The following is a 12,379-nucleotide window of genomic DNA, read 5'->3' on the forward strand; positions in this document are numbered from 1 at the left end:
GATGAATGTGTTTTTCAAAATAAATTATATTGAGTACTAATGTAAGGTGTTTTATCGTTATTGTAACAATAAATAAATATCTTTGATATATAAATTATCATGATGAAAAAACTCTTTTCGATTTATTTTTTCTTATTTTCTCTTATTATTTTTTCACAAACTGATTACAGTGATTCTTGGGAAGATTTTTATTCTTATAACAATGTAAAAGATTTTATAAAAGTAGAAAATGTAATTTATGCTTTAGCAGACAATGCTGTTTTTACTTTTGATATAAATACAGAAGAAATTAATAAATTATCTTCTGTTCAGGGCTTATCTGGAGAAACAACAACTTCAATTCATTATAATAAAACATTTAAGAGATTAATAATTGGTTATGAAAATGGCTTAATTGAAATAATAGATGAAGATAATACAATAACCATTTCATCAGATATTCTTAATTTTAATGAATCTGCAGAAAAAAGCATTAATGATATTGCTGAGTTTGATAATAAATTATATTTGTCTACTCCGTTTGCTACTGTAGTATATGATATAGAAAAGTTAGAATTTGGAGATACTTATTTTATAGGAAATGGTTCTAGTTCAATAAAAATAAATCAAATTGTAATTTTTAACAAACAAATTTACGCGGCTACAGAAGATGGCGTTTTTATTGCTGATGCAACGAGTACTTCTTTGATCGATTTTAACAATTGGAAACAAAATTTCTCTAGTAGAAATTTTACACAAATTTCTATATTTAAAAATAAAATTTATCTTACTGAAGATAAAGAACTGTATCAATTAGAGGGATTAAATTTAAGGGAGATAAACTCTTTTTCACAAAATATTAATGCAATAAAAGCGTCTAGTACGCATTTGTCTGTTTCATTAATAAATAGTGCTATTGTTTTCGATTCTTCATTAAATAAAGTTGTTGAGTATTTGACAACATCAGATTATGACTTCAATTTAAACAATACTTTTTTTGAAAATAATGCTGTTTTTTTGGCAACAAAAGAATTTGGAATTTTGAGCGCAGAATTAAATCAACCATCTAATTATATAGAGATTCATCCGGAAGGACCTCTTTCAAATGATGTTTTTTCAATTGCTGTACTTAATAATAATCTTTGGGTAGTTTTTGGTGGATATAATACAGTTTATGGACCTTCTTTTAATAGACAGGGCTTTAGTCATTTTAATGGAGATAATTGGGTAAATAGAAAATATAGGCCTTCTTTTCCTATTACAGATTTAAGTTATATTACTATAGACCCAAATGCAGAAAATAAAGTATACATAAGTTCTTTTGGAGATACATATGATATTAACAGTGTTTCTACTGGAGGTTTGTTAGTAGTTGAAAATGATGAGATTAAAACATTTTTCAATCATTTAAATAGTCCTTTAGAAGATATTGTCTCAGATCAATCAAACAGAGTAACCGTAAGAGTTGGTGGAACTGTCTTTGATTCTAGTGGAAATTTATGGGTTACAAATATTGGTTTTGGGAATGAATTAAAAAAACTTTCGTCAAGTAACCAATGGTCTAGTGTAGATATGAGGTCTGTAGAAACAAGTGCTGCTTTTGGTTTAAATGAGATTGTAATTGATAAAAATAATAGCCTTTGGTATGGCTCTAGAGGCAATGGCGTTTATATTTACAACGAAAATGGAGATAGAAAAAAGGCATTAATAGCTTCTCCTAATCTTGGAAATTTGCCAGATGTAAACGTTAGAACTGTTGCTATTGATGGAAGTAATAGAGTTTGGTTAGGTACAAAATTTGGAATGGTTGTTTATAATAATGCTTCTGGTGTTTTTGATGACGCAACACCAAATGCACAAGCAGTTGTTATTAATGGAGATGAAAATGGTTTTGGAGAAAGACTTTTAGGAGATCAAACTATAAATTCTATTGCAATAGATGGGGCAGATAATAAATGGTTTGGTACAGATAATGGAGGCGTTTTATATACCAACTCGAGTGGGCAAAATACATTGGCAAATTTCAGTAAACAAAACTCACCTTTACCATCAAATAGAATTTTAAAAATTAAAGTAGATGATTCTAATGGTAAAGTTTATTTTGCTACAGATAAAGGTATTGTTGCTTATAACAGTAAAGTTGCTCCTTTTGGTGAAGAGTTAGGAGCTGTTTATGCATATCCAAACCCTGCTTTAAAGAACCATGAAACGATAACTATTGATGGTAGAAACGGGACACATTTACCTAAAGGAACAAACGTAAAAATTTTAGATGTTGCAGGTAATTTAGTATATGAAAGTAATGTTATAGAAGGGCAAGAACTAAAAGGAGGTAAAGTAGTTTGGAATAAAAAGAATCTTGCAGGAAACAAAGTTGCTTCTGGTGTTTATATTGTTTTACTGTCTAATGATGATGCTTCTGAAACTGCAGTTACAAAAATAGCAATTGTAAATTAATGGCAATTGTAACTACAAAAGCAATTGTATTGAGTTCGCTAAAATATAGCGATTCTAGTTTAATTGTAAAATGTTACACCCAAGAAGAAGGAGTAAAATCTTACTTAATTAGAGGTGTTCTTAAAGCAAAAAAAGGAGGAATAAAAATTGCTTATTTTCAACCTTTAACACAATTAAAAATTGTTGCAAATCACAATACAAAGAATACTTTAAATTCAATAAAAGAGGTTCAAGTTTCTTACCATTATACATCTATTTATAATGATATTATAAAACAATCCGTTGTATTTTTTTTATCAGAAATTTTATCAAATTCTATTCAAGAAGAAGAAAAAAATAGCTCGTTATTTACTTATTTAGAAACGGCATTTATTTGGCTAGACATTCATGATAATGTAGCTAATTTTCATTTACTTTTTTTATTAAACTTAACAGGTTTTTTGGGGTTTTACCCAGATTTGTCAGAAAAGAATAAATTAGGATTTAATTTATTAGAAGGAAATTTTTCTGATTCAGTTCATGAAAAAAATTTTATTTCTGGTAACAATTTTTATCAATTTAAAAAGCTGTTAGGCATAAATTTTGATAGTATTGAAAAAGTGTCTTTTAGTAAGGCTGAAAGACAACAAATATTACAAATAATAATTAGATATTTTGAATTACATTTGGACGGTTTTAGAAACCCTAAATCGTTACAAGTTTTAGAAGCAGTTTTTAGTTGATGAGAGAGATATATATTGCATTCGTTTTTTTATTTAGTACTTCCGTTTTTGCTCAAAAAGTAAAGGTTTTAGACAAATCAACAGGAAAAATAGTTAGAAACGTTACCGTTTTTAATGATTTACAAACTGTAAATTTAACAACTAACAGTTCGGGAATAATAGATATTTCATATTTTAAAAATGATGAAATAATTGTCTTTTCTCACATTTCTTATGCTGTTTTAAGAATTAAGAGTTCAACTTTAAAAAAGAGTAATTTTATTGTTTATTTAGAAAAACAATCCGAGCAATTAGATGAAATAGTTTTATCAGTATTTAAAAATGCTGAAAAAACAAATAGAATTGCAGAGCAAATTGCTGTAGTATCTTCTAAAGATATTCAAAATTTATCTCCACAAACATCCGCAGATTTATTGGCTTCAATTCCTGGAATTAAAGTTCAGAAATCTCAATTTGGTGGTGGAAGTCCCGTAATTCGTGGAATGGAATCTAATAGAATTTTGCTTGTTGTAGATGGTGTTAGAATGAATAATGCTATTTATAGAAAAGGTCATTTACAAAGTTCTATAACTGTTGCGCCAAATATGTTAGATAAAACGGAAGTTATTTTTGGGCCTTCGTCTGTAATTTATGGTTCTGATGCTTTAGGAGGTGTAATTCATTATTATACAAAAACGCCTAAGCTATCTGAAGAAAATGAAGTTAAAAGTCAGCTTTTTTCTAGGTTTTCAACAGTAAATCAAGAAATAACAACGAACGTTTCAGCAGAATTAAGTTTTAAAAATTGGGCTTCTTTTACAAGTGTTTCTTATAGTGATTTTGGGGATTTAAAAGCAGGAAAAAATCGTTCACATGGTTTTACAGATTGGGGAAGAGTGTATAATTATTCAGAAAACAGTAATGGAAATTATAGTGAAAGTCCAACTGTAAATTCAGACCCAGACTTGTTAAGAAATACAGGATATAATCAAACGGATGTGTTACAAAAGTTTTTTATTCCGTTATCTAAAACTACCGATTTAAAAATAAATTTACAATATTCTACCTCTTCAGACATTCCAAGATTTGATCGTTTAACAGAGTTAAAAGACACTACATTAAAGTTTGCAGAATGGTCTTATGGACCACAGCAAAGGTTTTTATTATCTACTCAGTTATTTATAAATCCAAATAAAAACTGGCTTGATAATGGTGTTTTAACAGTTGCTTACCAAGATTTAAAAGAAAGTAGAATTCAAAGAAAATTTGGAAGCTTATACCGCTCTTATAGAGAAGAAAATGTAAATGTGTTTAGTGTAAATGGAGATTTTTCTGTGCCATTAACATCAGATAAAAAAAGAATACTTTCTTATGGTTTTGAACTAGCCTATAATGATGTTTCTTCTAATTCTTTTGGTAAAACATTAAATATTTCTGATGGAGATATTAATGGTTTTTCTGGAGATTTTAAGGTACAATCTCGTTACCCAGATGGGGGAAGTGATTATTTAAGTTCTGCTGTTTATATAGATTATAGGCAAGATATTAATAGTAAGTCTACTTTAAACTCTGGTATTAGATTTACAAATACACGATTGAATGCAAAATGGATTGATGAAACTTTTATTACGTTAGAAGACAATGATATAAGTGCAAATAATTCTGCCGTAACAGCAACAATTGGTTATGTATATAGACCCGGTAAAAACTGGCAATTAAACGGAGTTTTATCCTCAGGTTTTCGTTCTCCAAATATAGATGATGTTGGTAGGGTTCGTGAAAAAAACGGATTTGTAACCATACCAAATATATATGTAAAACCAGAATTTGCGTACAATGCAGAAGTGGGTCTTCAAAAGTATTTTAACGATAGAAAATTTCGTTTTGGAGCAAATGTTTTTTATACTTTAGTTGATAATTATATCATTAGAGACAATGTTTATGATTCTGACGGAAATAAAATTTTTATTGAATTCGATGGTGAAATGGGTGAAGCAGTTTCAAATCAAAATAGAGACAGCGCTTATATTACAGGTTTTACAACAAGTTATTTAGGAAAAATTTCTAATACTTGGAATACTTCAGGGTTTATTACTTATACCAAAGGGAGAACGTATGATACTGAAGAGCCAATGTCTTCAATTCCGCCGTTATTTGGTCAGTTTGATGTGAATTATAAAAATAATAAAATTGAATTAGGTGCAGATATAAGATTCAATAGTAAAAAAGATATTGAAGATTTTAATTTTAGAGAAGGAATAGATAATCATGATTTAACACCAGTTGTAGATGAAACTGCAACGAGTAATGTTGATAAGTATTATGGCTCTCCAAGTTGGATGACCGTTGGTTTAAATGGAAGGTATACTTTAAATGATAACTTTTCTATGCAAGCAAGATTAAATAATTTGCTTGACGAGCATTATATAGAATTTGCATCTGGAGTTTCTGCGCCAGGAAGAAATTTATCACTTTCCGTTGTTGCTAATTTTTAAGTTTTATTTACTTCTTTTTCTTCTTTTTTCCTTCATCTGTAAAATTATCAGACAAAGCTCTTTCAGTTTTTATAATACTTACTAAAACAGATAAAAGCACTAAAACCATGGGTTGCCATGTTAATTCTGCATTTGTAAAGTTTACAAAAAACATTCCTGCAATAAGAGAAATACCAGCGTAAATAATTAAGTTTTTATTGAAAACAGTATTTGCAAAATCCCAAATATTTTGATTTAACATTGTTTTATGTGTTCTATACCCGTAAATATTATTAATTTTTTTTGATGGAAATTTCCAAAAAATAATACTCAATAAAAATAACAAACCGTTTGTTGTTAAAACATATATAATTGGACTCATTTTTTTAATTTTTTTAGTTTTGCTAACTACCTACTTTTTCTTTTTAGGTCTTAATAATCCTTCTTGTGCAAATGAAGCAACGAGTTTGCCATCTCTGGTAAAAATATTCCCTTTTGATAGACCTCTTGCACCATAAGCATTTGGTGATTCTGCTGAAAACAACATCCAATCATCAAACTCGAAGTCTCTAAAAAACCACATAGAATGATCTAAACTTGCCGTTTGAGTATTGCCAAAATTGTACTGGCTAGCATTTGGATTAAATGCTGCGTTTAATACATTATAATCAGAAATATAAGTTAGAATTTGATGTTTCATTTGTAAATCCATTTTTTGCACATCACCTTTTAATTTGAACCAAATTTCCTCTTTTGCTGCTAAATTTTCTGGATCTAAAGGATTAGGAACATGAAGAGGCTTAAACTCAATAGGGCGTTCTATGCTTAAAAAATGCTTTAAAGATTTAGGAAGAAAATCGCCAAATTGCTCAAGCATATCTTGCCAACTTAGTAATTCTTCTGGTTGTTTAATATCTTTATCAAAAGTTGTTTGATGCTCAAAACCATCTTCTTTTTTATGAAAAGAAGCCGCTAAAATAAAAATAGTTTTATCGTTTTGTTTTGCAGTAACTCTTCTTGTAGAAAAACTACCTCCATCTCTCATTACTTCAACATGATATTTAATAGGAATTGTTAAATCTCCAGCTTCTAAAAAATAAGAATGTAAAGAGTTTAAAAAACGATTTTCTGGTATTGTTTTATAAGCTGCATTTATAGATTGTGCTAAAACTTGTCCGCCAAAAACATGTGGACTTCCAATAGTAACACTATTTCCACTAAAAATATTCTCTCCTAAATCTTCTAAATTTAGAAGTGCTATTAAATCTTTAATATTTTTCATTAATTATGATGCTTTAAAAGGAAATTTTTGCTGAAACTTTGTTGGTTGAATACGCTGCAAAAATAGTTTTAAAATTTTATTCTTTATCCTTTTTTTATGACGAAGATACATTGTTAAATCTTGAGGAATTGCACCAACAGAGCTTTTAATTTCACTTGCTGTTCTTCCAAAATTAATGGTTTTTAAGTTTTTAGCAATGGCAATTTCAATATAATCATATAACATTCTTTGGTAAATTGCATATTCTCTGTTTAGCTGATAATCTATGCCAACAAAATGAGCATCTAATGAGTTTTCATTAATAACTCCAGAAATAAAACCAACAATTTTATCATCTAACCAATAAGATTTTAAGATATATTTATCACCTAAATTTTCTTTTAAATTTTTATAACTTTCCAAATTAAAATCACCCAAATTAAATTCGGCATTTAATGCTACTCTTTTATATAAAGCAGTCATTTGTGGCAATTTTTCATTTATATTTTTAAGGGTAACTTCTTCAATTCTTATATTCACACTTTGTTTAAATGCTTTTTTAGCTTTTACTCTAAACTTCGTTTTCATAGAAGCTAAATAATCATCAAAAGTCTTCCATTCTTCTTTAATTTGAAGTTCCATATTAGGTTCTACTAAAAAAGGATGATAGCTAAAATCGGTTAAAACATCAGTAATAAATAACGATTCATTTTTAAAGTCTTTAAGTAAAAAGGCATCAATTTCTTTCTTTAGTTTTTTATCAGAATTCACAAAATGGTTAATGCTTTCTGCAAGTTCTTTTATGATGGCTTTTTTATCTTCATTTTTTTTAATAAAAACACCATGTTCACCACTAACAAAAGAGTTGCCACAAATAAGTAATTTTAAAGGTTTTTTACTTGGAAGTACACGTAGCTTTCTTCCAATATTCTTTAAAAACTCTAATTCGTTTTTAATAGCGTTTATATGAAAATCTATAATTTTTATGCTAGCAAAAGCAGTCGGAGAATTGTTTTTATCAACTAAAACAATGTATGAAAAGAGGATTTCTGAATGGTTTTGTTCAATCGATTTTAAAAAATTTGGATCAAAATAAATGTTTTTAGAGCATTCTAAAGATTCCCAAATTTCTGAGGAAATTTCATCTATAGAAGAGAAAAAAAGTGCGGTATTTGTGTTTGTACAACAGCTCAAGTTAATTCATATAATGTGTTAATTCTTCTGGTTCTTCTAGTATAGTTCTTTTAAGTTGGATTGTGCCATTTTCTTGCGTAATAAGAATGACCGTTTTATACTTCTTTTTTAGTATCTGTAACAGAGTCGTAATAGTAGTGTAAGTTCTTATTAATTATTTAGAATTTTTATATTTTATGTCATGATTTTTTTTAAATAAAATGCAAACTATTTTTATCATAAAAATTTTTTAAGCCACAAATAAATATTCTGCTAATACTTCTGTTTCCCTAAAGTTCATCCCCATCATCTAATTCAATATACGTGAAATAATTTTTAAAACAATGTTCTAAAGCATGTTTAAATAGGTTTCTATTTCTAGTAAAATGATCTAAAAACCATTGTTACCTCTATGAGAAACGATAAAAAACGAACTTAGGATCTGCATTAAAACAAATTCTTTTTGCGTTTTTAAATGCACGAGAAATTCTAAAATTAGAAGACATCTTTATTCTTTATTTAATGATATAAAGATGCGTAAAAAATATGAAATGCTGAATTTTCGTTGCTTTAAAAGCTGTAGAGCATTATTTTATATTTTCTTAAAAAAGAGATTCTAAATTTATAATTTTACTTTTTTGTTTATTTCTTTTGGGAATTGTTTCTTAAAAGCAACAAATTATACTTGTATTACCTTTTATTAAAAAAGTTTTGTAATTAACTTTAAAGGAAGAGTTTTACATACAGAATGATATTTACTTATAAAAATAGAAAACACAATTATTATATAACATTTTTTTCAATTATATTTTATCAAGTTTTTGTTATTTAATTAATTGGCTAGGTAAAAAGCCCATTTTCTTTTTAAAAGCAACTGTAAAATGTTGAGGATTTTTATAACCTACCTCATATGAGGCTTGCGCAATGGTGTAATTTTGATTAGAAATTAGTTGAATTGCTTTTTCAATTCTTAAAGAAGTAATATATTTAAATACTGGTAGGCCATAAATTTCTTTAAAACCACTTTTAAATTTAGAGGTATTAAAACCAGCCATAATAGATAATTTGTCTATACTTAATTCTTCTTTTAAATTAGCTTGAATATACTGTTCTGTTTTTATTAGATTTTCTCGATCTTCTTCTCTAATTTTATTAGTTACAAGATTTAAATTATTAGTTGCCAATGCTATTAAAACCAACTCTGTTAATTTAGATTCTAAATAAGATTGCTTTGTAATACCATTAAAAGTGCAATTAAGAAATTCATTTACAATAATTAAAAGTTGACTATTTATTATTAGACCATTATTAAAAAAGGAATAAATCTGATTTTCTTTTTTTGATTGCTTGTATTTTTTTGAATTTATTACAAAACAAGCTCCCATTTTTTTTATTAAATAAGTTTCCGTAAAAAAAATATTTAAAACCTTTTTTTTATGATTTATGTACTTGTATATACATTTTGAAGCTGGAATATAAAATAAGTTATACTTGTTTTGGTTTAATGTATACAACGTACTAGCTTCATCTTTAATAGAAAAAGAAACATTTCCACTAATAACAAATTGAAGCAAAAAAACAGGTTGATCATTAACTATTTCTAATGTATGATTTTCATTTGTTTCATTGTCAAAATCTTGAAAAAACATGTAGGCATTGTTTAGATGTATTTCCTTAACCGAGCCAATTACTCCTTTTTTAAAATTGGTAAATTCTTCTTCAGATAAATGAGATTTTTCAAAATCTTTATTAAAGCTCCGAACGATTTCTTCACTTTCTAATTTTGAACTTTTAAATCGAATTATCATTTATTCCTTTTACGTTATTATAATTTCCTTTAACGTTATTAAGACTTATTCTAAACAACGTATTTTTGCAAATGTAGTTATTTTTATTAAATCTAAATAAGTGGATATTAAATTATTTTTTTTAACGTTTGTTATAGCGCTATCAACATATTCTCAAGAGAGTCAACATACAGTTTCAGGAAATGTAGTTGATAACTTTGGAAATCCATTATTTGGAGCTTCGGTAGTTCTTGGTAACAATTTACGAACTACAATTACAGGAGAAGATGGTAGATATATTCTTAAATTTATTCCAAATGGAAACTATTTAGTTAAAGTATCATATTTGGGTTTTATTTCAAGATCTAGAGAAATAAGTTTAGAAAATACAAGCAATAAAAAGCTAACCTTAAATTTTACATTAACGGAAAGTGTTGAGGGTTTAAAGGGAGTAAGTATTAAAACTAAAACAGAAAAAACTAAAAAAGAAACACAAGGCTTTGCAGTAAATGTTATTAAAACAAAAGATGTAAGTCTTAGAAACATACAAACTAACGAATTATTAAACACAACAGTTGGTGTAAAAATTCGTCAAAATGGTGGTTTGGGTTCCGATGTTAATTACAGTTTAAATGGTTTATCTGGCAATGCTGTAAGAATTTTTATAGACGGTATTCCTATTTCTATGTATGGATCTTCTTATAATTTAAACAGCATTCCTCCATCAATGATTAAGAACATTGAAATTTATAAAGGTGTTGTTCCTGGTCATTTGTCTGATGATGCTTTGGGAGGCGCAATTAACATTGTGCTTAATAATGATGATAAAACAAACTTAAATGCATCTATTTCTTTCGGGTCATTTAATACCACGCAAGCAAATGTTAATGGTTTGTATCGATTAAAAAAATCCGGATTTACTATAAAATCAGCTGTTTTTCATAATTATTCTGATAATGATTATAAAGTATCTGGAAGAAGTGTTGTAGATACTGGTTTAGGAGGTGTACAAAAACCAATTACAGCCAAAAGATTTAATGATGCCTACAAATCTACAGGAGTATTATTTCAAACTGGTTACACAGATGTAAAGTGGGCAAATCAATTTTTAATTGGCTTAAATGCTTCTAAAGATTATAAAGAAGTACAACATGGTGCTTTTATGACCATAACACCCTACAAAGGCAGGTTTTTAAAATCAGATGCCTTATTAGCAAATATAATATATAAAAAGAAAAACCTTTTTACTAATGGACTAGATGTTAATATAAACGGTTTATATGGTAAAAGAAACCGAGCTGTAAATGATACCCTTGCAGCAGCTTATAGTTGGACTGGAGAAAGAGCTATAGATTATAAAGGTGATGAATACGATTATACTTGGGGTTCCCAACAAGAAGGAGGCCCAACGTTAGCAAAAATTAAAAGAAATGTAGCATCTATAAGAACAGGACTTTCTTATGCTGTTAATAAGCAGCATAAAATTTTAGCAAATCATGTTTATAGTGGTGTAGATAGAGAAGATAGTGATGTTTTAGTTTCTGTATTAGAAAATACTTTTAAAGGTACTCGAAATATTTACAAAAACATATACTCTTTAACCTATGAGTTTACAGCTTTTGAAAATAGATTAAGAACAAGCGTATTTGGAAAACATTATCAACAAAAAACTAAAAGTATAGATCCAGAAATAAAAACGGACGCTAACGGAGTTAAAAGTATTGTAGACGAAGTTGTAAGTATCAATATAGACCAAGATGGCTATGGTTTTGCAGCTTCTTATGCAATTACACCAGTAGTTACTTTATTAGCTTCTGCAGAAAAAGCAGTGCGTTTACCAGATGAAACAGAAGTTTTTGGTAATGATGGAGATAATGTTGTAGCAAACCCAACTATAAATCCAGAACAAAGTAAAAACTATAATTTAGGTTTTAGATTTGGAACCTTCAATATAAAAAATCATGATTTTTCTATTTCTACAAATGTTTTTACTCGAAATATTAAAGATAGAATTGGCTTACCTCTAGAAACCTCTTTTAATGTTGATGATGAATTAATAGTATACGTAAATCAAGGAAGCGGTACTTCTAAAGGTATAGATGCACAATTAAGTTATACTTATAACAGAAATTTTGGTTTAAATTTTAATATATCTCGTTTCGATTTAAAAATTATAAATAATAATGTAGAAATAGATGTACCAAACACACCTTTTTATACAATGAACGGTAGTTTACGATACTCTTTTAAAAATTTAATTCAAAAAGAATCTAGATTAAACATTTTCTACTCTATGTATTTTACAGATGAGTTTTCTTACCTAGTACCTCAAGGATCCAATACAGTTGGTAATGATTTTTTTAAAATACCTCAACAACTAGCTCAAGATTTTGGTCTTAGTTATTCATTTCCAAACAAGAAACTAGTTGCTAGTTTCGATATTAAAAACATATTCGATAAACCTGTATTTGACAATTTATCTGTACAAAAACCAGGAAGAGCTTTTTACATAAAATTAAATTACACAATCAATAAATTTAACTAAAT

Annotated in this window: 8 protein-coding genes; 4 read left to right on the forward strand and 4 right to left on the reverse strand. The window is 27.7% G+C overall.

From position 1 onward, the window contains the following. Positions 1-102: 102 nt before the first annotated feature. The 3 genes from BTO04_RS11325 to BTO04_RS11335 are packed head-to-tail and all read left to right on the forward strand — an operon-like array spanning position 103 to position 5,632. On the forward strand, positions 103-2,436 hold the full coding sequence (locus BTO04_RS11325) for a hypothetical protein (protein WP_087564600.1): 2,334 nt from the start codon (positions 103-105) through the stop codon (positions 2,434-2,436). Then, positions 2,436-3,158, forward strand: a complete 723-nt coding sequence (gene recO / locus BTO04_RS11330) for a DNA repair protein RecO (RefSeq protein ID WP_087564601.1) — start codon at positions 2,436-2,438, stop codon at positions 3,156-3,158. Before BTO04_RS11325 ends, recO begins: the two co-directional genes overlap by 1 nt. Next, on the forward strand, positions 3,158-5,632 hold the full coding sequence (locus BTO04_RS11335; RefSeq protein WP_087564602.1) for a TonB-dependent receptor: 2,475 nt from the start codon (positions 3,158-3,160) through the stop codon (positions 5,630-5,632). The genes recO and BTO04_RS11335 overlap by 1 nt, the downstream gene beginning before the upstream one ends. 7 nt (positions 5,633-5,639) lie before the next feature. On the opposite strand, the gene BTO04_RS11340 is transcribed toward BTO04_RS11335, so the two are convergent. From BTO04_RS11340 to BTO04_RS11355, 4 genes are all read right to left on the reverse strand, one after another. Continuing rightward, on the reverse strand, positions 5,640-5,993 hold the full coding sequence (locus tag BTO04_RS11340; RefSeq protein ID WP_087564603.1) for an SdpI family protein: 354 nt from the start codon (positions 5,991-5,993) through the stop codon (positions 5,640-5,642). A gap of 30 nt (positions 5,994-6,023) precedes the next feature. Beyond that, the gene (locus BTO04_RS11345; protein ID WP_087564604.1) at positions 6,024-6,893 is read right to left on the reverse strand and encodes an acyl-CoA thioesterase II; all 870 of its coding nucleotides are present in this window, start codon (positions 6,891-6,893) and stop codon (positions 6,024-6,026) included. A gap of 3 nt (positions 6,894-6,896) precedes the next feature. Beyond that, positions 6,897-8,066, reverse strand: a complete 1,170-nt coding sequence (locus tag BTO04_RS11350; protein WP_087564605.1) for a GNAT family N-acetyltransferase — start codon at positions 8,064-8,066, stop codon at positions 6,897-6,899. Positions 8,067-8,869: 803 nt separating this feature from the next. After that, the gene (locus BTO04_RS11355) at positions 8,870-9,853 is read right to left on the reverse strand and encodes an AraC family transcriptional regulator (RefSeq protein WP_087564606.1); all 984 of its coding nucleotides are present in this window, start codon (positions 9,851-9,853) and stop codon (positions 8,870-8,872) included. Positions 9,854-9,953: 100 nt separating this feature from the next. Here BTO04_RS11355 and BTO04_RS11360 point away from each other — a divergent pair, with 100 nt between their 5' ends. Then, positions 9,954-12,377, forward strand: a complete 2,424-nt coding sequence (locus BTO04_RS11360) for a TonB-dependent receptor (RefSeq protein ID WP_232455895.1) — start codon at positions 9,954-9,956, stop codon at positions 12,375-12,377. Positions 12,378-12,379 lie beyond the last annotated feature (2 nt).

It is taken from the genome of Polaribacter sp. SA4-10, assembly GCF_002163835.1.
Lineage (GTDB): Bacteria > Bacteroidota > Bacteroidia > Flavobacteriales > Flavobacteriaceae > Polaribacter.

Bases quoted from the DNA above. Each gene is read 5' to 3' on its own strand.
- recO (WP_087564601.1), top strand. From the start codon at position 2,436: ATGGCAATTGTAACTACAAAAGCAATTGTATTGAGTTCGCTAAAATAT.
- BTO04_RS11345 (WP_087564604.1), bottom strand. From the start codon at position 6,893: ATGAAAAATATTAAAGATTTAATAGCACTTCTAAATTTAGAAGATTTA.
- BTO04_RS11335 (WP_087564602.1), top strand. From the start codon at position 3,158: ATGAGAGAGATATATATTGCATTCGTTTTTTTATTTAGTACTTCCGTT.
- BTO04_RS11325 (WP_087564600.1), top strand. From the start codon at position 103: ATGAAAAAACTCTTTTCGATTTATTTTTTCTTATTTTCTCTTATTATT.
- BTO04_RS11355 (WP_087564606.1), bottom strand. From the start codon at position 9,853: ATGATAATTCGATTTAAAAGTTCAAAATTAGAAAGTGAAGAAATCGTT.
- BTO04_RS11340 (WP_087564603.1), bottom strand. From the start codon at position 5,993: ATGAGTCCAATTATATATGTTTTAACAACAAACGGTTTGTTATTTTTA.